At 64.8% G+C, this 18381-nt stretch carries 34 protein-coding genes; 26 read left to right on the forward strand and 8 right to left on the reverse strand.

Going from position 1 to position 18381, the window contains the following annotated elements:
* Positions 1-249: a hypothetical protein gene (locus tag U743_RS09315; RefSeq protein ID WP_043767551.1), complete on the reverse strand. Its 249-nt coding sequence runs from the start codon at positions 247-249 to the stop codon at positions 1-3.
* Between the two features lie 21 nt (positions 250-270).
* Between U743_RS09315 and U743_RS09320 the strand changes: the two genes are divergently transcribed.
* Together U743_RS09320 and U743_RS09325 are read left to right on the forward strand one after the other, a co-directional pair.
* Positions 271-591: a hypothetical protein gene (locus tag U743_RS09320; RefSeq protein WP_043767554.1), complete on the forward strand. Its 321-nt coding sequence runs from the start codon at positions 271-273 to the stop codon at positions 589-591.
* Positions 592-659: 68 nt separating this feature from the next.
* A complete protein-coding gene (locus tag U743_RS09325; RefSeq protein ID WP_043767559.1) occupies positions 660-992 on the forward strand; it encodes a hypothetical protein in 333 nt (110 codons plus the stop codon).
* A 458-nt stretch (positions 993-1450) separates the two neighbouring features.
* Here the strand turns inward: U743_RS09325 and U743_RS09330 are convergent, their stop codons facing one another.
* On the reverse strand, positions 1451-1723 hold the full coding sequence (locus U743_RS09330) for a Cro/CI family transcriptional regulator (protein WP_052367815.1): 273 nt from the start codon (positions 1721-1723) through the stop codon (positions 1451-1453).
* Positions 1724-1804: 81 nt separating this feature from the next.
* Between U743_RS09330 and U743_RS18105 the strand changes: the two genes are divergently transcribed.
* The 24 genes from U743_RS18105 (at position 1805) to U743_RS09435 (ending at position 12545) form a co-directional block, all read left to right on the forward strand.
* Positions 1805-2422, forward strand: a complete 618-nt coding sequence (locus U743_RS18105) for a LexA family protein (RefSeq protein WP_052367817.1) — start codon at positions 1805-1807, stop codon at positions 2420-2422.
* A gap of 17 nt (positions 2423-2439) precedes the next feature.
* Positions 2440-2910 carry a hypothetical protein gene (locus tag U743_RS09340; protein ID WP_043767562.1) on the forward strand — a complete coding sequence of 157 codons (471 nt, stop codon included), beginning with the start codon at positions 2440-2442 and terminating at the stop codon, positions 2908-2910.
* A gap of 160 nt (positions 2911-3070) precedes the next feature.
* On the forward strand, positions 3071-3247 hold the full coding sequence (locus tag U743_RS19115; RefSeq protein WP_156966394.1) for a hypothetical protein: 177 nt from the start codon (positions 3071-3073) through the stop codon (positions 3245-3247).
* Between the two features lie 38 nt (positions 3248-3285).
* Positions 3286-3471, forward strand: coding sequence for a hypothetical protein (locus U743_RS09345; RefSeq protein WP_043767565.1), 186 nt, complete (start codon positions 3286-3288; stop codon positions 3469-3471).
* A complete protein-coding gene (locus tag U743_RS09350) occupies positions 3468-3680 on the forward strand; it encodes a hypothetical protein (RefSeq protein ID WP_043767568.1) in 213 nt (70 codons plus the stop codon). Before U743_RS09345 ends, U743_RS09350 begins: the two co-directional genes overlap by 4 nt.
* The gene (locus tag U743_RS09355) at positions 3677-4150 is read left to right on the forward strand and encodes a hypothetical protein (RefSeq protein WP_043767571.1); all 474 of its coding nucleotides are present in this window, start codon (positions 3677-3679) and stop codon (positions 4148-4150) included. The genes U743_RS09350 and U743_RS09355 overlap by 4 nt, the downstream gene beginning before the upstream one ends.
* Positions 4147-4959 (forward strand): phage recombination protein Bet, encoded by an 813-nt coding sequence (gene bet, locus U743_RS09360; RefSeq protein ID WP_084191456.1) that lies wholly within the window; start codon positions 4147-4149, stop codon positions 4957-4959. Before U743_RS09355 ends, bet begins: the two co-directional genes overlap by 4 nt.
* A complete protein-coding gene (locus U743_RS09365) occupies positions 4956-6506 on the forward strand; it encodes a YqaJ viral recombinase family protein (protein WP_052367820.1) in 1551 nt (516 codons plus the stop codon). The genes bet and U743_RS09365 overlap by 4 nt, the downstream gene beginning before the upstream one ends.
* Positions 6506-6760: a hypothetical protein gene (locus U743_RS09370; protein ID WP_043767574.1), complete on the forward strand. Its 255-nt coding sequence runs from the start codon at positions 6506-6508 to the stop codon at positions 6758-6760. Before U743_RS09365 ends, U743_RS09370 begins: the two co-directional genes overlap by 1 nt.
* Positions 6760-6999 (forward strand): hypothetical protein, encoded by a 240-nt coding sequence (locus tag U743_RS09375; RefSeq protein ID WP_043767577.1) that lies wholly within the window; start codon positions 6760-6762, stop codon positions 6997-6999. Before U743_RS09370 ends, U743_RS09375 begins: the two co-directional genes overlap by 1 nt.
* Positions 6996-7187 carry a hypothetical protein gene (locus U743_RS09380; RefSeq protein WP_043767579.1) on the forward strand — a complete coding sequence of 64 codons (192 nt, stop codon included), beginning with the start codon at positions 6996-6998 and terminating at the stop codon, positions 7185-7187. The genes U743_RS09375 and U743_RS09380 overlap by 4 nt, the downstream gene beginning before the upstream one ends.
* Positions 7188-7213: 26 nt before the next feature.
* Positions 7214-7591 carry a hypothetical protein gene (locus U743_RS09385; protein ID WP_198021989.1) on the forward strand — a complete coding sequence of 126 codons (378 nt, stop codon included), beginning with the start codon at positions 7214-7216 and terminating at the stop codon, positions 7589-7591.
* A complete protein-coding gene (locus tag U743_RS09390) occupies positions 7591-8394 on the forward strand; it encodes a DUF2303 family protein (RefSeq protein ID WP_043767582.1) in 804 nt (267 codons plus the stop codon). The genes U743_RS09385 and U743_RS09390 overlap by 1 nt, the downstream gene beginning before the upstream one ends.
* A 316-nt stretch (positions 8395-8710) precedes the next feature.
* A complete protein-coding gene (locus tag U743_RS09395) occupies positions 8711-8950 on the forward strand; it encodes a hypothetical protein (RefSeq protein ID WP_052367824.1) in 240 nt (79 codons plus the stop codon).
* Positions 8947-9360, forward strand: a complete 414-nt coding sequence (locus tag U743_RS09400; RefSeq protein WP_043767585.1) for a hypothetical protein — start codon at positions 8947-8949, stop codon at positions 9358-9360. The genes U743_RS09395 and U743_RS09400 overlap by 4 nt, the downstream gene beginning before the upstream one ends.
* On the forward strand, positions 9357-10481 hold the full coding sequence (locus U743_RS18110) for an NADAR family protein (RefSeq protein ID WP_084191457.1): 1125 nt from the start codon (positions 9357-9359) through the stop codon (positions 10479-10481). Before U743_RS09400 ends, U743_RS18110 begins: the two co-directional genes overlap by 4 nt.
* On the forward strand, positions 10465-10728 hold the full coding sequence (locus tag U743_RS09410; RefSeq protein WP_043767587.1) for a hypothetical protein: 264 nt from the start codon (positions 10465-10467) through the stop codon (positions 10726-10728). Before U743_RS18110 ends, U743_RS09410 begins: the two co-directional genes overlap by 17 nt.
* Positions 10729-10736: 8 nt before the next feature.
* A complete protein-coding gene (locus tag U743_RS19120) occupies positions 10737-10883 on the forward strand; it encodes a hypothetical protein (protein WP_156966395.1) in 147 nt (48 codons plus the stop codon).
* Positions 10876-11229, forward strand: coding sequence for a hypothetical protein (locus U743_RS09415; RefSeq protein ID WP_043767589.1), 354 nt, complete (start codon positions 10876-10878; stop codon positions 11227-11229). Before U743_RS19120 ends, U743_RS09415 begins: the two co-directional genes overlap by 8 nt.
* 183 nt (positions 11230-11412) lie before the next feature.
* A complete protein-coding gene (locus U743_RS09420) occupies positions 11413-11688 on the forward strand; it encodes a hypothetical protein (protein WP_043767591.1) in 276 nt (91 codons plus the stop codon).
* Positions 11688-11912: a hypothetical protein gene (locus U743_RS09425; protein WP_043767594.1), complete on the forward strand. Its 225-nt coding sequence runs from the start codon at positions 11688-11690 to the stop codon at positions 11910-11912. Before U743_RS09420 ends, U743_RS09425 begins: the two co-directional genes overlap by 1 nt.
* Positions 11909-12070: a hypothetical protein gene (locus tag U743_RS19125; RefSeq protein ID WP_156966396.1), complete on the forward strand. Its 162-nt coding sequence runs from the start codon at positions 11909-11911 to the stop codon at positions 12068-12070. Before U743_RS09425 ends, U743_RS19125 begins: the two co-directional genes overlap by 4 nt.
* Positions 12067-12252, forward strand: coding sequence for a helix-turn-helix transcriptional regulator (locus U743_RS09430; RefSeq protein WP_043767597.1), 186 nt, complete (start codon positions 12067-12069; stop codon positions 12250-12252). Before U743_RS19125 ends, U743_RS09430 begins: the two co-directional genes overlap by 4 nt.
* On the forward strand, positions 12249-12545 hold the full coding sequence (locus U743_RS09435) for a hypothetical protein (RefSeq protein ID WP_043767599.1): 297 nt from the start codon (positions 12249-12251) through the stop codon (positions 12543-12545). The genes U743_RS09430 and U743_RS09435 overlap by 4 nt, the downstream gene beginning before the upstream one ends.
* Here U743_RS09435 and U743_RS09440 read toward each other — a convergent pair.
* The 6 genes from U743_RS09440 to hflK all read right to left on the reverse strand — a co-directional run bounded on the left by U743_RS09440 (position 12511) and on the right by hflK (position 18352).
* Entirely contained in the window at positions 12511-13485 is a 975-nt protein-coding gene (locus U743_RS09440; RefSeq protein ID WP_043767601.1) for a tyrosine-type recombinase/integrase, read from the reverse strand. The genes U743_RS09435 and U743_RS09440 overlap by 35 nt on opposite strands.
* Before the next feature lie 325 nt (positions 13486-13810).
* A complete protein-coding gene (locus U743_RS09445; protein WP_043767604.1) occupies positions 13811-15103 on the reverse strand; it encodes an adenylosuccinate synthase in 1293 nt (430 codons plus the stop codon).
* Positions 15104-15144: 41 nt separating this feature from the next.
* On the reverse strand, positions 15145-16122 hold the full coding sequence (locus U743_RS09450) for an ATP phosphoribosyltransferase regulatory subunit (RefSeq protein WP_043767607.1): 978 nt from the start codon (positions 16120-16122) through the stop codon (positions 15145-15147).
* On the reverse strand, positions 16119-16310 hold the full coding sequence (locus tag U743_RS09455) for a DUF2065 domain-containing protein (protein ID WP_043767610.1): 192 nt from the start codon (positions 16308-16310) through the stop codon (positions 16119-16121). Before U743_RS09455 ends, U743_RS09450 begins: the two co-directional genes overlap by 4 nt.
* A gap of 9 nt (positions 16311-16319) precedes the next feature.
* Positions 16320-17189, reverse strand: coding sequence for a protease modulator HflC (gene hflC / locus U743_RS09460; protein ID WP_043767613.1), 870 nt, complete (start codon positions 17187-17189; stop codon positions 16320-16322).
* Positions 17189-18352, reverse strand: coding sequence for an FtsH protease activity modulator HflK (gene hflK / locus U743_RS09465; RefSeq protein WP_043767615.1), 1164 nt, complete (start codon positions 18350-18352; stop codon positions 17189-17191). The genes hflC and hflK overlap by 1 nt, the downstream gene beginning before the upstream one ends.
* Positions 18353-18381 lie beyond the last annotated feature (29 nt).

Raw genomic sequence — 18381 nt, forward strand, 5'->3', positions numbered from 1 at the left:
CTACCGGCCCTCGGCCGGCCCAGTTCCGGCACTGCCGCGGCCGCGCTGGATCAGTAGCTTGGTCATCGTCGCCCGACCCCACAGGTGCTCGTAGATGAGATCCCGCACGTACTCCGACTTCGACTTCCCTTCCGCGCACGCCAGCATTGCCAGCGAGTCGTTGGCGTCCTCGCAGATCCACGCCTTGCACTCGGCGGTGGCCTTGCCAAGCGGGTCCGAGCCCCGCGCGAAATCCGTTGTGTCGTTCATCCCTAACTCCCGAGGTGTGAAGTGAATCGCTACCTTGTGCAGGTGCGCTGCTCTGCCGGCACCACGGACCGCGAACGCATGAGCGCGTCCACAACCCGCATCCGGAACCTGTTGGCCGCGGTCAGCGGCGATGACTGCTCGACGGCCTGGACATCCCTGTGCGGGACGCTGTGCGGCTTCGTGCTGCGCACGGCCATGCCGGCGGCGTCCCTGCATCGCGAGATCGCGCTGCGCGGCGCCGTGCGCGAGACGGACCATCTGCTGGTCGTCGCGCTCGGTAGCGACTGGTCCGCCACCGGCTTCGAGGGATGCGCCGGATGGCTCCGGCGCAGTGATGGATAGGATTCGCTGGCCTTTCGTCTCGCGCTCCGGCACCGTTGGCGCTCGGGAGAAAACAAGGGAGAAGGGCCATGGCAAGTCGCGTGTATCTGGTGCAGATCCGTTTCGCAGACGGGGCCGACCAGCGGCGCATCCTGGAGTCGATGCGCGAGATCAACGACCTTCTCAGCCGCATGTCGGAATCCGGCGCGCGCATCGCTTGGACGGCTGCCGAGAACCAGATGGTCGGCCTCCTGCTGAAATCCGAGAAGCCGGCCCGGGCGATCTTCAACGAGATCCACTCCCCGATGACCAGCACGGCCAGCCCGTTTCTCTCCGGCGATCAGGCCATCGTCCTCGAGGTTGGCGAGGACATGGCCGGCAACGGGTTCAGTTCCTGCTGGGCGTTTCTCCAGCACCGGTAGGCGGGTCGCCGAAGATATCGGCCATCCCAGCCTGTGCGATGGCATCACGGTTGCGCTCGATCCATCGGTACAGGCGGGACTCCCCCGCCGCCTCAAGGAACCACCGCTTGAGCGGATTGCGCCGGATGCGCCGGCCAAGCTCGACTTGTGCTTCATCCATGGGGATGCCTCTGCAGGCGGTGTTGCTGAATAGAAAGCGGCCGCAGCGGCAAGCGCCAGCGGCCGAGATGGCCAGCGGCGTAGGGGGACGCCTTTTGCTGGCCCAGGGAGAGATGTCGAATGGATTACGATTCGATGCCGATGGGGCTCGTCATCCGGTACATGCGTCGTTGCGTTTGCGCGGTCTCCAACCACCGCTGGCAGTTCCGCGGGCGGTCCTTGGAGGGCGACAAGCTCTTCACGTGCACGCGATGCGGCAAGCGCATGGTGGGGCGAAGTGTTGTCCGATGGAGCTGAAGTCACGCGGCCTTCCCCGTAACGCCGCAAGTGACCACGTAGTGAATGCCGTTGCCGTCTCGCAGCCACGTGACTTCTGGGCACAGCTCCTCGCAGGTGACGGCGCCGTCGGTAGCTCGCTCGACGTTTGCGGCTTCATCCCGCGGCACGCCGCGCTTACGCCAGTTGCTGACACGTTGTTTGCTCACGTTCAACGCGCGCGCAAAGGCCGCTGGTCCGTTGAGCATTTCGATTGCCCTGTCGAGAGCGTCGGTCGCGTGATGTGGCTTGCCCATGTGCGCAGTTAACACCACGTGTACGTCTGCTGTCAAATTGACGTGAACCCGAGCGTAAACCCGCCGTTTACGCTTGCTGCTATGGATCTTCAGGAACGCCTACTGAAGCGGCTGCTCGCTTTGAAGGAGAGTCAGTCGCTGCGTGACATTGATGTCGCCGATATGGTCGGCGTCTCCAAAGCCGTCTGGGGTAACTGGAAAACGCGCGGGCGTGTCTCGAAGGACGGTGTCGTCCTGATCGAGAAGAACATGCCGAATTTGATGACGGTCGGCCCGGAGCTCGACGATGCCCGCATGCGCGGCGCGAAGGTCAACGTGATTTCCTACGTCATGGCCGGAGAGTTCGACCCAGCAGTCGATCCATACCCACCTGGCGACTCCGGCGAAGAGCCTTTGTCCTGCCCGGTGCCGCATTCCGAGCATGCCTTCGCGCTGCGTGTCCGCGGCTCATCCATGACGGCCCCTTACGGGCGCAGCTACCCGGAAGGCTGTTACATCTTCGTGGAGCCCTTAAAGCGGTCGCCTGTCACGGGCGATCGGATCATCGCGAAGCTCGCAGAAAGTGACGAGGTGACCTTCAAATGCTACATGTACGAGGATGGACGCCAATGGCTCAAGCCGCTGAATCCACAACATCCGCCGATCCACGAAGAGTTCCGCGTTCTAGGTACCGTTATCGGCAAGTGGGAGCCGGAATAGTCCTTGCCCTGCTATGTGTGTCAGAGACGATAGCGAGCGATGCCTATCAATGGACCAAGCATCGCGTCGCGGTCAACGTGCAGTGCGAAGATGAATCGGTACGCTCCCAAATCTCCAGCTTCATCCGCAGAGAACTACGCGATCTTGGTGACGTTGTAGTCACTCACCATGCAGCTGATTTCGCTCTAGCGGTCGTCGCCATTCGGTGGGATTCGCGTGAGACCGACATTTACGCTGCGTCCGTCCTCCTAACCGAGTCCGCGATGCCTCCCAGCCGGTTCTTGCGCCCCACAGACTTTCCAGAGGACCAGATTAAGTTGCTGGACGAGATGTATGGCGGAATACCACAAGCGCTCGATCACAACCTCGTCGTGGGCGGAATCCCGTCCATCAAAGCTGCATTCACAGAACAAATTGCCGAGTTCGACGCAGCCTTTCTTGAGCCGGTGCGCCGGTACCGACGGCAGCTCGACGAGCTGTCGGACTAGCAGTAGCGCAGACCAGACCGAACCGCATAAAGAATAACTTTCGGCGAATCAGTCGCTAAGCGACTTTCTACGCCCTCAAGTTCACATGGCGTTGACAGCTATCGTCTACTTGGTGTGTACTGTCTCCACGGTAGTCAACAGGAACCGACGGGAGAACGAAATGCCAAGCCACAACCTCACCACCCTGAAAAGCCGCCTCCGCGCACTGCCCGACTGGCACCCGCGCGCCCAGCGCATCCGGCAGCAGATCCAGGAGATCGAGGCCGAGCGTGATGAAGCGCCGCAGCAGGCGCAGACCGCGCAGACCAACCGCGCCGCGCTGGCGCCCTCCACCTGATACCCACTGGCCGCCCGCTGGCGGCCGAGGAGATTTCCATGTCCGAAAAGGTGATCGAACTACGCACCCGCCGCGTCCTCTGCGACCCGGCTCTACCCAGCACCTACCAGCCCACCCGCACGGTCGAACAGGACGAGCGCGAGCGCGTCTTTGGTCGTGACCACGCGGCGGCCTTTGCCAAGCGTCGTCGGCAGGACAACGACGACGGGCCGGTGGCGGCATGAGCGTGCGCAACGACGGCGGGCCGGCGTTCGCCCACGGCAACCCGGACCAGGGTGGCGCCGCTGGGATGTCCATGCGCGATTACTTCGCCGCGAAGGTAATGCACGCCCTGATTACACGCCTAGAGCTAAAGGATGACCCAAAGAAGGTTCCAGGGGTTGCGTACGCGGTGGCTGACGCAATGCTCAAGGCGCGGGAGAGCACGCCATGAGTTACGACGACATGCCCGAACGCCCCACGCAGCCATGGGAGCCCAACGTCCCCGGCCCGCACTGGCCTGAGCCGACGAACGCCGACCGCAAGAAGGCGCTCGACAACCTCATCGAGCAGCGCATGGAGTGCCGGCTCGCGAGCGACCTGACGAGCGAGGACGGCCGCGACCGGCTGTTCGAGGACATCCACGAGGCCCTGGCCGGCACCGACCAGCTCAGCGTGCTGTGCATCTGCTACGCCGAGCGGGACGACGCCGAGTTCGGGCGGGTGCTGGCTTCGGTGCTGCGGCGCTACCACGAGTCGCTGATCGGCTCAGAGGCAATCGAGCGCGAGGCCGAGCAGGTACGGAACAACCGGATCGCGAAGCAGCGGCGCGAGGCCGAAGTCGAGCGGGACTACGCAGCCGATATGCAACACCAGCGCTCGGTCGACGACCGGCTGGATCACGAACAGGAGAACGCGGCATGAACCAGGCAGTAGCAGAGCACCACGAATCCGACAACGTCACGCCGCTGGCGCCGGCCGGCAGCAAGCAGCAGACGCTGACGCATCGCTTCGCCGAGCGCTTCCACGTCGAACCGACCAAATTGTTCGAGACGTTGAAGTGCACGGCCTTCCGGCAGCAGGACGGATCGGCGCCGAGCAACGAACAGATGATGGCCCTGATGGTCGTGGCCGACCAGTACAAGCTGAATCCGTTCACCCGCGAGATATACGCCTTCCCCGACAAGGGCGGCATCGTCCCGGTGGTGGGCGTCGATGGATGGGCGCGGATCATCAACCAGCATCCGCAGTTCGACGGCATGGACTTCGAGCAGGACGCCGAGAGCTGCACCTGCACGATCCACCGCAAGGACCGCAAGCACCCCATTCGAGTGACCGAGTGGATGGCCGAGTGCTCGCGCGGCACGAAGCCCTGGCAGAGCCACCCGCGCCGGATGCTGCGCCACAAGACGATGATCCAGTGCGCCCGCGTCGCCTTTTCCTTCGCCGGGATCTATGACCCGGACGAAGCCGAGCGGATCACTGAGGAGAGCGCGACTACCGAGCCGCCGTCCCAGGACGTGCGCCCGGAGCTCGAAGCGTATCCCGACGACCGCTTCGCCGCGAATCTCGACAAGTGGCGGCAGGTCATCCAGTCCGGACGCATGACCCCAGACGAAATCATCGCCACCGCGAGCACCCGCGGCGTCCTGAGCGACGAGCAGAAGCAGCAGATCCGCGACTGCGAAGTCACCGACGCCGAGTTCACCGACGCCGAAGGAGAAACCGAATGAGCGCACAAATCATTGAAGCCCCGCAGGGCAGTGAGGCCTGGCACCAGCACCGCGCCAACCACTACAACGCCAGCGATGCGCCGGCCGCCTTCGGACTGAGCCCGTACAAGAAGCGCGCCGACCTGCTCGCCGAGCTGGCGACCGGCTACACGCCGGAAGTCGACGAGCACACGCAGCGGCGCTTCGACGACGGACACCGCCACGAGGCGACCGCCCGGCCATGGGCTGAGGAGATCATTGGCGAGGAGCTGTTCCCCGTCGTGCTCGCCGACGAGATCGACGGCCTTCGCCTGTCGGCGTCCTATGACGGCCTGACCATGGCGCGCGACATCGGCTTCGAGCACAAGACGCTGAACGCCAAGCTGGATGCAGCACTCGCGGATGGCGAGATCCCGGAGGAATACCACCCGCAGCTCGAGCAGCAGCTGCTTATCGCCGGCGCCGAGAAGATCCTGTTCATGGCTTCCAAGGGCGACCGCGAGACCATGCGCTACGCATGGTACGAGTCGCGCCTCGACGTGCGCGAACGCCTCCTCGCGACATGGAAGCAGATCAGCGAAGACGTGCCGGCCTACGAGCACAAGCCCGAGAGCAAGCCGCAGGCCGTGGCCGCCCCTGTCGATGATCTTCCCGCCGTCTCCGTGCAGGTCAAGGGCGAGATCAGCGTCGTCGACAACTTCAAGGCCTTCGAGGCCGCGCTGCGCGACTTCATCGACAACCGGCTGATCCGCGAGCCGCAGACCGATCAGGACTTCGCCGACCTTGACTCGCAGATCAAGGCGCTCAAGAAGGCCGAGGCTGCGCTGGACTCGGCCGAGCAGTACGCCATCGCACAGGTCGCCTCCATCGACGAGATGAAGCGCACCAAGACCACGCTGCACGAACTGGCGCGGCAGAACCGGCTTATGGCCGAGAAGCTGCTGGAAGCCGAGAAGAAGAACCGGCGCAACGAAATCTTCGATCAGGCCCGGCAGCAGCTGCATGACCACATCGCCGAGATCAACAAGGGCCTCGGCAAGATCAAGATGCCCGACGTGCCGTGCGACATCGCCGGGGCAATGAAGAACAAGCGCACGCTGGAAAGCCTCAAGGCCGCAGCCGACCAGGCCGTCGCCGACGCCAAGATCGAGGCCAGCCGCATCGGCCAGAAGATGCAGGCCGGACTCGCGGTCCTGCGCGAAGAAGCCCAGGGCTATGAGGGGCTGTTCCGCGACGCACAGCAGCTGGTGCAGAAGGACGCCGAAGACCTGCGGGCCGTGGTCCGCGACCGGATCCGGGAGCAGAAGGAGGCCGAGGAACAGCGCCGGCAGGAGGAGGAAGCCCGCAAGGCTGCCGAAGCCGCCAAGGAGCATGCTCCAGCGCCCGCGCCTGCCCCGCCGGCCGCCGAACCCTCCCCAGCGCCCAAGGCCGCCGCCAAAGGCGCACAGGCGCCCGCACAGCGTCCGAGCGATGACGAGATCGTGAGCGCGGTTGCTGCGCACTTCGCCGTCAAGCCGGACACCGCGCGCGGGTGGATTGCCGAGATTCAGCTGCGGAGGGCTGCGTAATGGAAGACCGAAAGCTATCGCATCACCTTGTGCCCGGCTTGGAGCTGGCCGCGGTATTCACGCTACCCGATGCCGACGGTGACATCGGCGTCTATCAGGTTGGCCGCGCCGGCATCACACGCATCTATGTCGTCGAGGAACCCGGCCCGATGTCGATGCTGCCATGGGCGCGCGTCGAACACGAAAGCCAGCCGCCGGCACTCATCAACCTGCAACACGTCGAGCAAGTGCGGCTCGCGGAGGAGACCGCCTGATGCGCACCCGCTACCGCTACACCCCAGAGCAGAAAGCCAAGGCCGCGGCTGCCGGCGTGGACATGCAGACGGTCGCCACCCGCGTCAGCGAAGGCTGGGACCGGGAGAAGGCCCTGACCACCCCGAAGCGCAAGCCGGGCGAGTCCGGCCGGAAGAACAGCCGCAACGGCCGCCACCCCTGGACGATGGCGATCAACATCGAGCGGGCGGCTGAGAACCGCCGGGGCGGTGCGTCGTGAAGCTCACCGAATCCCAGATAGCCACCGCCAAGGCCAACGGCCTCGCCCTAGCCACGGTCCACGGCCGCATTCGCCGCGGCATGGACCCGGACAAGGCCGTACACGCAGCACCCGCAGATCCCGCCGCCGGCGGACGCAAGAACAGTCGCAAGCCGGGCCACCAGTGGCGCGGGCGGTTTGCGGGCTGAGCATCACCACCCACACAGGAGCACCCATGAGCAACAGTCACACCAACATCGCGGAGCTGATCGGAGAGCTGAACGCCGGCATCTACGAGCAGCAGATCAACAGCGCGCTTTCGGACATCGCGGCGCACGTCTGCGAAACCGGGAAGGAGGGCCAGCTGACGCTGACCTTCAAGGTCAAGCAGATCGCCGACTCCTCGCAGGTCAGCATCGAGCACAGCCTGAAATCGGTCGTGCCAAAGCTGCGCGGCAAGGTCACCGAGGAGCACTCGACGCAGACGCCGCTGCACGTCGGCCGCGCCGGGACGCTGACGATCTTCCCCGACAAGCAGCAAGCGATGGACATGGGTGCCGGCGCCGCCACGGGCCGCACCGACTCCATCGGAAGCCGCGAGGAGGACAAGTAATGGAAGCCCAGGCCATCCAAGAGATCAAGAGCCTCGTCCTCGCCGGTGAAGGCCGGCGGACGCTGGAAACCGACCGCCCTGCGCTGGTGCTCGACGGCCAGATCCACGACATCGAGCACCTGCATCCCGGCCGCTGCCGGTTCCGCGGCAAATACACCACCAATGTGCTCAGCGAGTTCGTCAACTACGTCAAGGGCCACGGCAGCACGGACGGCTCGGGCGTGTTCATCGACGCCGACAACATGACGGCAACAGCCTTCCTGAACCTCGGCGACGTGGAGGATCCCGGCCATGCCGACTGGCGCGCGGCGCTGCAGCTCAAGCCCACGGCCGGCTATCAGGCGGTGCGCGGGGTGGAGAATCAGGCGCAGTCCCAGCGCGAGCTCGCCGAGTTCTGCGAGGACTGGTACGCCTTCCTGTCCGCGGAGGCCAACGGCGAGCAGATCCCGATGAACGCCGCAATCCACGCGATCCGCGAACTGACGATCGAGCAGCTGAAACGCTCGAAGCACGAGGACCGCGACTTCGGCGCCAGCCGCACGGCGCTGGAGGACATCGAGGCCAAGGCGCGCGGCGAGATGCCGACGCACCTGCTGTTCGAGACGCAGCCCTATCTCGGCTTCGAGCCCCGCCAGATCCGCATGCGCATCTCGGTGCTCACGTCGCACGACAAGCCGGCCCTGAGCCTGCGCGTCGTTGGTCGCGAAGCGCTGGTCGAAGACCTCGCGCGCGAGTTCAAGACGCGGCTGCTCGAGCAGGTCGGCGAGTCTGCCAACGTGTCCATCGGGACGTTCTCGCCGTGAGGATTGCCCTCTACTTCGCCCTGGGCGCAGTGCTCTGCGCTGCCGCCCTGGGCGCGGGTATCGGTGCAGGCATGGCCGCATTCGACCAGCCGGCGCTAGTAGAGCGCCTGCACACCTGCCCCACCACCGAATCCCCGCGCAGCTGGCCGCGGGTTGTAGAGCAGCCGTCCGCGCGGAGTGTCGCGCTGCCGGTATCCGTTGAACCGCTTGAACCGCTGACGCTGGGACCGCGAGCTGTCGGAGCGCGTATGGGCCAGCCAGCAACCACAGATGGCCGCCCCGGCCGGCGCGCTGGGGCGGCTTTTGGGGAGGCTGTATGACAGAGACCGACCTGCTCGGCGATGCAGTACAGCAACTGCCGCCATCCAACGGCTACGCCGCGCAGCCGGGCACCGGCCCGGAGGGCGAGACGTGCCGAACCTGCCGCCACTACACCCGCAAGCGGATGTCGAAGGTCTACCGCAAGTGCGGGCTGATGGCGGAGGTGTGGACGAACGGCCACGGAACAGACATCAAGGCGAGCGCGCCGGCGTGCCGGCGATGGGAGGCCGCATGACCACCGACACCGAAGTGAGGCCTCTGACGGCCCATGAAGCCACGCGCAGCCTGCCGTCGTTACGCGGATATACCGATATTGCGGGCCACGTCGCTGCCATCGCCGACGGCCGCCACGCCGTCTACGACACCGCGACGCACGAAGCCGTGGAGCGCCGCGAACTCGACGCCATGCGAGAGACGATCAAGGCACAGGACGCGCTGCTGGACGAGCGGAAAGCGGAGCTTGAGCGGTTGCGCGGCGGTTGGACGAATTACGCGGGTGACGTGTTTCACACGGTGCGCATGGAAACATTGGAGCGCTACGAAAAAGCATTGACCCAGATCGCTAACTCGACGAGCAGTGACGACCCGTGTCGCGCTCTGGTTGATACGGCGCGATTGGCACTGAAACAGGAGCAAGAGCAATGACCGACATAACTGAAACCTTGCGTAATAGAGCTAATTTTTTTGAGAATCCAGATTACGCCAATAACTCGTTTCCGGGAAGCCTAATAACACCGTTGGCTTTAGAGTTGCGTCAAGCCGCCGACGAAATCGACCGCCAAAATGCTGAGATTCAGCAACTGCGCGCCGAGCTTGCGGAGCGGAATGGGCAGGAGCCGGTGGCTTGGCGGCACGATAATCCCGCGCGCGTTGATGTTATCGCTGACGAAGTGAAACGCTTACTGAATGGAGCCAGTGCGTCATCCGGGCATTTACACAGGACGCTAGACAAAACCGCCCACTACACAATTCCCCTCTACCGACACCCACCCTCCCCGCGCCCGGCGGTGCCGGAGGGCGATAACCACAAACTGGACACCGATGAGCAGGTGTTCTTCTACGAGCAAGAGTTCTATGTCCTGTCGAACTTTTCAGCGTTCACCCTGACCTGGAAGGGGTTGCGATTCGATACGTCGGAAGCTGCCTATCACTGGGAAAAGTTTCCGATGGCGCATGAAATACGCGACAGCATCCGTACTGCAGCATCAGCACATGACGCCTTTCAAATAGCTGCGGAAAATAAGGATCATCGTCGAAAAGATTGGGACGACGTAAAAGTCGATGTGATGAAAGACATATTGCGGGCCAAAGCGCACCAGCATGAATATGTCCGCCGCAAGCTACGAGAGACTGGTCACCGAGAGTTGATTGAGGATTCTTGGCGCGATTCTGTGTGGGGTTGGGGGCCAGATCGGAATGGACAGAACCTGCTAGGCAAACTTTGGATGGAAGTTCGAGAGGAAATGCTCACCGCCGCCCCCACTCCCCCAGCGGACGCATCGGGCGACGGGCGGGAGGCGTGGCGGCCGATGACTGAGTTGCAGAAGCCGGCCGGCGGCCAGTGGGACGGCGTCACCTATGTAGCGGCGATAACCGAGTACGGGAACATTCTGCTCGCGACCGACATGGGCGCGTGGAATATGTACCAGCACCCGGACCCAGAAGAACCGCCGCTGATCGGGTGGTATCCGCTGCCACGCGGCCGGTGGTGGCGCAGAAAATCCGCCGCACAGGCCGAGAAGGGAAGGGATGGCGATGCGTACTAAAGCATCAGATTGGTACGCCCCAAACACTGGCCGGACTCTCTACGGCATCAAGGTTTATCACGAGGGCAAGTGGGCGCACGCGATGCAGGACGGCAAGCCTCTGATTTTCCATTCAGAGCTTGAGAGAGACGAGAAGCGCCGCGAGCTACGCAAGCAGGTCATGCACACCGTCCACGAATGGGTATCGGTCCATAGGCCGTTCCTGCCGGGAGCCGTTTCCGACCGCTCCGGGGAGGCTTGGCGATGAGTAGAGGAATGATTTATTTCCGCACGAACCGACACACGCTTTTCATCCTGCCGACTATGGCTATCGGCACAGAGATGGGATCCGGCACCCCGTTCCTGGAGTTCGCTTGGCTGTTTTGGGCTGTTGGTATTGGCGAGGCCGCGCGCGATGAGTAGGGCGGAGAGCGAAGAAGCCCTGCACCGCAAGCTCGTGCATCTCGGCGACCTCATGGGCGACGGCGAGCACCTCGAACCGGGAGGGGGATGGATCAGCCGAGAGTACCGCCGCATATGCGTGGCGCTCGGCATCGTGAAGCCAAAAACCCGCAAGGCAAAGGACAACGGGCAGGTAGACGCCAGAATGGCGGAGCGTTTGCAGGCCGTGACCTGTCAAGAATGCAGCGGGGCGCTTCGGCAAACGCGATCGGGATCAATGCGCGCGCAGTGCGTCAACTGCGGCGCCAAGTTCCAACTGCTGAGAACAGTGAAGCGCGCCTCGCGCAAGGCGGTGGGCGGTGAGTGAACCTGATATGGAAAGGCAACGGTTCCGGCAGATAGGGCGCGCGACGCCCGGGTCGCCAGCGGGAGACGTTTACGTCAAGGAATCGGCGATAGCGCAGAATGGTTTAGCCGAGTGCAGTCGGCATGTCCGGGAGTTGTTTCAAGCCGCCTATGACCAGAAGCGCGCCTCGCGCGGGAGGGGTGAATGAGCGAGAAGGTCGTCAGCCTACGCCCCGACCCGCACGCTCAAGGCCCGTGCGTGTGCCTGTCGTGCCGCCACGAATGGCGCGGCGTCTGGCCGGTTGGTACGGATGAGCTGGAATGCCCAGCGTGCGGCCTGCTGAAAGGCGTCTCGAAGGGGCTCTACTACCCCGACGAGGGCGAGCCGATCCGGGTTTGCCAGTGCGGCAACGAGTTCTTCCTGATGCGGCCCGACGGGCATTTCTGCCCGGCCTGCGGCCGATACCAGAGGTATGAGTGATGAGCGAATCCGAAAAGGTCGTGCTGTTCCCCGGCATCACGAAGCTCGACCTGCCTGCCGACCGCGTCCTGGATGCCGCCAAGGATCAGCTCGACCGCTGCGTGATCCTCGGGTACGACGCCGACGGGGAGGAATATTTCGCCAGCTCGATCGCCGATGGTGGCGACGTCTTGTGGCTGATCGAGCGGATGAAGAAGGCGCTGCTGGAGGTTCCAGACCGATGACCTACGAACAAGGCCTGACCATAGCCCGCAAGCACGGCCTGGCCGCCGAGTTCCGCCGGGCCTACCGATTTTTCAAACCGTGGTGGGCGTTCTGGCGGTCGGAGGATTCGGCCGTTGCTGATGCTTTGGCGGATTGGGATATGGGAGTCACGCTATGACTACACCCGAACTTTGGGACTCCAGGCAGATCGCCGACTACCTGCGCCTGGAGCGCAAGACGGTGCTGAATCGCGTCGTCCACGAACCGGGCTTCCCAAAGCCCATCGCGGCGGCGAAGCGCAACCGGCTTTGGGTGAAGGATGAGGTCATCGAGCACTTGATTCGGAGGCGGGCGGCATGAAGACGGTCGATGACATTCTCAGAGTTTCCGCTACGTCTCTCGCAACCGGGATTGGCGACCGGATTCTGGATGCAGCGGCCACCCGGCTGGGTTTGCGGCTCAGCATCTCAGACGCCGCAGTGCGGATGACAACAATGATCCGTGGCGACGTGACCCGGTTCTTTCTTGACGGAGAGCCGCTGATCGAGGTGCTTCCCGTAGCGATAAGACACAAGGACAACAAGATCCACGCCAGCTTTCATTACCGCCTGCTCGATCCTAATCCAACCGCCCGGCAATATCCGAAGCCGTAGCCCGGTAGTACCGCAGTAGCTGGCGCAGATCCCGATGGCCCGTGGCGCGCGCCAGATCGTGAATGTCCAGGCGCTTCGCCATGCGGGTGATGGCCGTGGCCCGGCTGTCGTGGAAGGTGAACTGCCCCTCCAGCCCTGCCCGCCGGCGCAGCTTGCGGAACGTCGCGTCGAAGGTGCCCGCCTCGATCGGGAACGGCCGGCCGCGGTCCATCGGTTCCAGGATGGCGACCGCCGCCCGTGACAGCGGCACGTCGCGCTGGCTGCCGTTCTTCGTCTTCGGCAGCCGCACGTATTTCTTCTCGAGGAAGATGCAGTCTCCGGTCAGGCCGCGGATCTCCCCAGCGCGCATGGCCGTCTCCAGCGCCAGGTCGAAGGCCGCTGCCACCATCTGCTGCACCGTCTCCGGCTTCACGCCACGCTGGTAGCGCGCCACCGCGAATATCAGCACGGCCTGTTCCTCGCTGACCAGCTGCTCGCGCGCCGGTGGCGCCGGGGGCTTGCGCACGTCGCGCACCGGATTCTCGCGCGTCCAGCGCCACTCACGGCGCGCCATCTCCCACACGGACGACAGCAGGGTGAGCTCACGCAGCACGGAGCCCGGCCCGACCTCACGAAGGCGCTGGTCACGCCAGGCCGCAATCTGATCCGGCTGGACGTCGACCAGCATGTCATCGGCGAACACCATGTCGCGCTCGAAGCGCTTGAGGCGCACCGTCTCCCACCGTTCGCCCGGCTTCGTTGGGCTCACCTCCTCGCGGTACTTCTCCATCGCCGCGCGCAGCGTCTGCCGGCCGCCGGCTCGCCCGGAGCGTAACCGCTCCTCGATCTCCTCGGCCCAGGCGCGCGCTTCGGCCTTCGTCCGGCACGTCTTCGTCCGGCGCTCGCCGCGCACATAGACCTCGACCGTCCAGCGGTCACCCCGCTTGCGGTAGCTCGCCACCCCTTCTCCCTGACGTAGTTCTTGACGGAGTTATGCGGGAGAAACTACGTCAAGACGGGAACAGTAGGGAATAGCGCGCGTCACGCTTCGATCGCAAGCGGCTGATTTCAGGGGCTATTGGGAAGCGCCGGGCGGCGCCGTCGCTGGTCAGGAATTAGCCAGCAGTGCCTCTCCTCGGCACCAGCCAGCAAGGCGATCAGCGATCGCACCGGAAAGGGAAGCCAAACGGCTTCCCTTTTTCGTTGGAGCACTCCAGCGGCGAGCGGACAATAGCAGCCCGAGCGGGTTACCGCGCAGCGCGTGAGTGGGTCGACAACGTTGTGGCTCAGTCGAAGGGATGCTCGAGCACCATCGTATGCGCGCGATCCGGTCCGGTCGAAACCACCTGCACCGGCACGCCCGCAATATCGGAGATACGCGCGAGGTAATCGCGAGCGGCTCGCGGCAGATCCTCGAAGCGATCCATGCCGGCCGTCGTGCTGCGCCAGCCCGGCATCTCCTCGTAGATCGGCTCGATCTCCGCGTAGCCTTCGGCCCCCACCGGTAGCGACTCGGTGCGCTCGCCGTCGACACGGTAGCCGACGCAGATGCGCAGCACGTCCAGCTCGTCCAGCACATCCATCTTGGTAATGCACAGCCCGCTCATGGAGTTGTTGAAGGCCGAGCGCCGCAATGCGACCGCATCAAACCAGCCACACCGACGCGTGCGGCCGGTGGTCGTGCCCACCTCGCCGCCCTTGACGCGCAGATACTCGCCGACTTCGTCGTCCAGCTCGGTCGGAAAGGGTCCGGAACCGACGCGCGTGGAATAGGCCTTGACGATGCCCAGTACGCCGTCGATGTGCCGCGGCCCGATCCCGGTGCCGGTCGATGCGCCGCCGGCCGTGGTATTGCTGGAGGTCACGTAGGGATACGTGCCGTGGTCGATGTCCAGCAGCGCACCCTGCGCGCCCTCGAAGAGGATGTCATCGCCGGCCGCCATGCGCGCCTCCAGAATGCCGGTGACATCGGCAGCCAGATCGCGCAACTGCTCGGCATAGGCGAGACATTCGTCGAGCAGCTTCTGGAAGTCGACAGGCGCCTCGCCGAAGTAGCGCTGCAGCACGAAATTGTGGAAATCCAGCACTTCGCCGAGCTTGGCAGCCAGGCGCTCGCGATGGAAGAGATCCCCCAGCCGCACGGCACGACGCGCGATCTTGTCCTCGTAGGCCGGGCCGATGCCGCGGCCGGTCGTGCCAATCTTGGCCGCACCGCGAGCCTTCTCGCGCGCCTGGTCGAGACGTACGTGGTGGTCGAGGATGAGTGGCGCCGCTGTCGAGATGCGCAGTCGATCGCGCACCTGTATGCCGCGCGACTCCAATCCCTGCATCTCCTCCAGCAGCTTGGCCGGGGACAGCACGACGCCGTTGCCGATGAGACAGGCGACATCCGGTCGCATGATGCCGGAGGGAATCAGATGCAGCGCCGTCTTCTCGCCGTTGATGACAAGCGTGTGGCCGGCATTGTGGCCACCCTGGAAGCGCACCACCGTCCGCGCCCGATCCGTCAGCCAGTCGACGATCTTGCCCTTGCCTTCATCGCCCCACTGGGCGCCGATGACGACTACCGATTTCCCCATGATTCGATGTTTCCTCTAGCGGTCAGCCACGCGCAGCGGCTTCAGGCCGATGCCAGCAGTTCATTGATGTCGGCCGAAAAGCCTGTCGCCGGACGCGGCGCACCGAAGACGTCGCCGATGCCGTCATAGCGGCCGCCGCGCGCCAGCTCGCGCGCACTGTCGGCCCCAAAAGCGGCAAAGCTCAGGCCGGTCTGATAGCGGTAACCGCGCAGCTCCGAGAGATCGACGTGCAGGTTCGCACCGCGGTCGGCCAGCGCCATCGTGACGGCGTCCAGCGCATCCAGCGCTGCGCCCACTGCCGGCGTCGATGGCAGTGCCGCGCGCGCTGCCGGCAGTACCTTCTCCGGTGGGCCGTGCAGGCTCACCAGCTGCGCCAATGCGTCGCGGGTTGCCTCGGGCAGCGCCGCCGCGCGCAGCCAGTCCGCAAGTTCCGGCTCGCATTTGCGCTGCAGGATGTCGAACAGTACCTGCTCGTCCGCCGGCCGCAGACCTGTCTCGGCGACCAGGTCCTGATAGATCCCCATGTGCCCGAGATCGAGCAGCGGCTGGCGCACGCCGGCCAGCGACAGCGTCTGCGCCATCAGGTCGATGATCTCGAGATCGGCGTTCAGCGACGCGTCGCCGAAGAGCTCGCAGCCGGCCTGGCGCGGCGCGCGAGCGCCCCCCGGCGTATCGGGGTGGGTGCGCAGTACCGAACCGAGATAGCACAGGCGCACGGCCTCGTCGCCGGCGAATCGCGTGGCGGCGATACGCGCAGCCTGAGGCGTCATATCCGCCCGCAGGCCGAGCATCCGACCACTCACCGGGTCCACGAAGCGGAAGGTCTGATCCTCGAGATCCTCGCCGGCGCCCACCAGGAGACTGTCGAGGTGCTCGACCAGCGGCGTCAGGATCAGGCCGTACCCCCGCTCTCGATAACAGTCGAGCAGGCGTCGGCGCAGCTCCTCGGCGAGCCAGGCCGCCTCCGGCAGCAGCTCTTCGACGCCGTCCGGCAGGAACTCGGCGCGGCGCGCGCTCACAGCAGACGCACCAGCTGCAGGATGATCAACCCGCCGACGATCGCACTGACGCCAACAAAGCGCAGTTGCCGATCATCCAGTGAGGCCAATCGCAGCATGGTCTCCCGCCAGCGCGACGGTGCCGCGAAGGGCAACAGCCCTTCGATGACCAGCACCAGCGCCAGCGCCCGGAAGAGATCCTCCCACACGGCGCCCCCTTATCGATCCGACTTCGGATTGAAGTAACGGAAGAGTTCGCCGTCAGGCTCCAGGACCATGACGTTATCTTCGGAGGCAAAGGCCTCGCGATAGACATTCAGCGAGCGGTAGAAACGGTAGAACTCGGCATCCTTGCCGTAGGCGTCGGCATAGACCTCGGCCGAGCGCGCGTCACCGGCACCGCGGATCTCCTCGGCCTTCTTGTAGGCCTCGGCCAGGATGACCTCGGCCTCGCGGTCGGCGCTGGCGCGAATCTCTTCGGCACGCTCGGCGCCGCGGGCGCGGAAATCCGCCGCCACGCGCTGGCGCTCGGCACGCATGCGCTGGTAGACCGATTCACTGACCTGATCCGGCAGATCGATGACCTTGACGCGAACATCGACGATGGTCACGCCCAGCTCCTGCACCGGCTCCTTGGTGCTGGCCTGCACGGTCTGCATGATGGCGTTGCGCTCGTCGGAGACGGCCTCGCGAATCGTGCGCTTGGCGAACTGATCGCGCATCGCGCGATTCATGATCGAAGCGAGGCGATCGCGAGCCACCATTTCCTGGCCACCGGTGGCGCGATAGAACTCGCGCAGGTCCGCCACCTCCCACTTGACGTAGTAGTTGACCTTGACCTGCTTCTTCTCCGACGTCAGGAATTCCTGCGGCTGTGAGTCGAGGCTCATGATGCGCCGCTCGACGCGACGCACGTTCTGCACGAAGGGCGTCTTGAAGTGCAGCCCCGGTTCGTAGTCCAGACCCTGGACCTCGCCGAACTGGAAGAGGATGACGCGCTCGCGTTCGTCGACGATGAAGAAGGACTGGCTGAGGGTAAAAAGACCCAACAACACCAGTCCGATCACGAAGATTTGACGGTTACTCATCAGCGGGTCCCCCGGCTGCGGCTTCTGGGATCGGGCAACGTGGTGGTGTTACCGCTACCGCCACCACCCAGGATGCCGCCACTCGAGTTGCTGCTGCCGCTGCTCTTGCCACCGGATTTCTGCATACGATTCAGCATCTGCTCGATGGGCAGCATCATCACCGATCCGGAACCGTCCACATCCACCAGCACCGTGCTGGTCGTCGACAGCACCTCGGACATCACGTCGAAGTAGAGCCGGTCACGCGTGATCTCGGGGGCCTGGCGTACCTCCGCGACGAGCTGCGTGAAGCGCGAAGCGTCACCCTGGGCACGTGCGACGACGCGCTCGCGGTAACCCTCCGCCTGCTCGGCCAGCCGCGCCGCTTCACCGCGGGCGCGCGGAATGCGCTCGTTGGCGTAGGCCTCGGCCTCGTTGATCTGGCGCACCTGATCCTCGCGCGCCTTGATGGCGTCGAAGAAGGCGTCCTGCACCTGAGCGGGCGGCTTGGCGTCGGTCAGGTTGACGTTGGTCACGAACAGGCCCGTGCCGTAGCTCTCCAGGATCTCCTGCAGCCGATCGCGGGTGATGTTCGCCACCTGGTCGCGCGCGTCGACCAGGGTGTAGTCCAGCGTGTTCTGACCTACCACCTCGCGCAGCGCGCTCTTGGTCGCCTGCGACAGCGTCTCGTCCGGGTTACGGACATTGAAGAGATAGGCCTCGACGTCCGAGACGCGATACTGCACGCGCAACTCGACCTCGACGATGTTCTCGTCCTTGGTGAGCATCAGCGTGCGGTCGGAGGCCTCGCGGATCTCGGTGACGTTGATCGTCTCGACCCGCTGGATCGGCGCCGGGATATGCCAGCGCAGGCCGGGCTGCGTCACCGTCGTGAAGGCACCGAATGTCATCACGACGCCCTGCTCCCGCTCATCGACGATGTAGAAGCCCGAAGCCAGCCAGAGCGCGACGATGATGCCGCCGAGCACGATGGCCGCCCCCATCAGGGGGCCCTTGCCAGGGCCGCCGGAACCGCCACTGCCGCCGCCATTACCGCGGCCGGTGAAGCGCTCCTTGAAACGCTTCAGCATCTGCTCAAGATCAGGGGGCGAATTGGACCCGTTGGACCCGCGACCGCCGGACCCCCAGGGATCCTTGCCGCCGCCCGGTTCGTTCCACGCCATTGTCAGCTCCGTATGGGGAAGTTCGGCCC

The organism is Algiphilus aromaticivorans DG1253 (assembly GCF_000733765.1).
Lineage (GTDB): Bacteria > Pseudomonadota > Gammaproteobacteria > Nevskiales > Nevskiaceae > Algiphilus > Algiphilus aromaticivorans.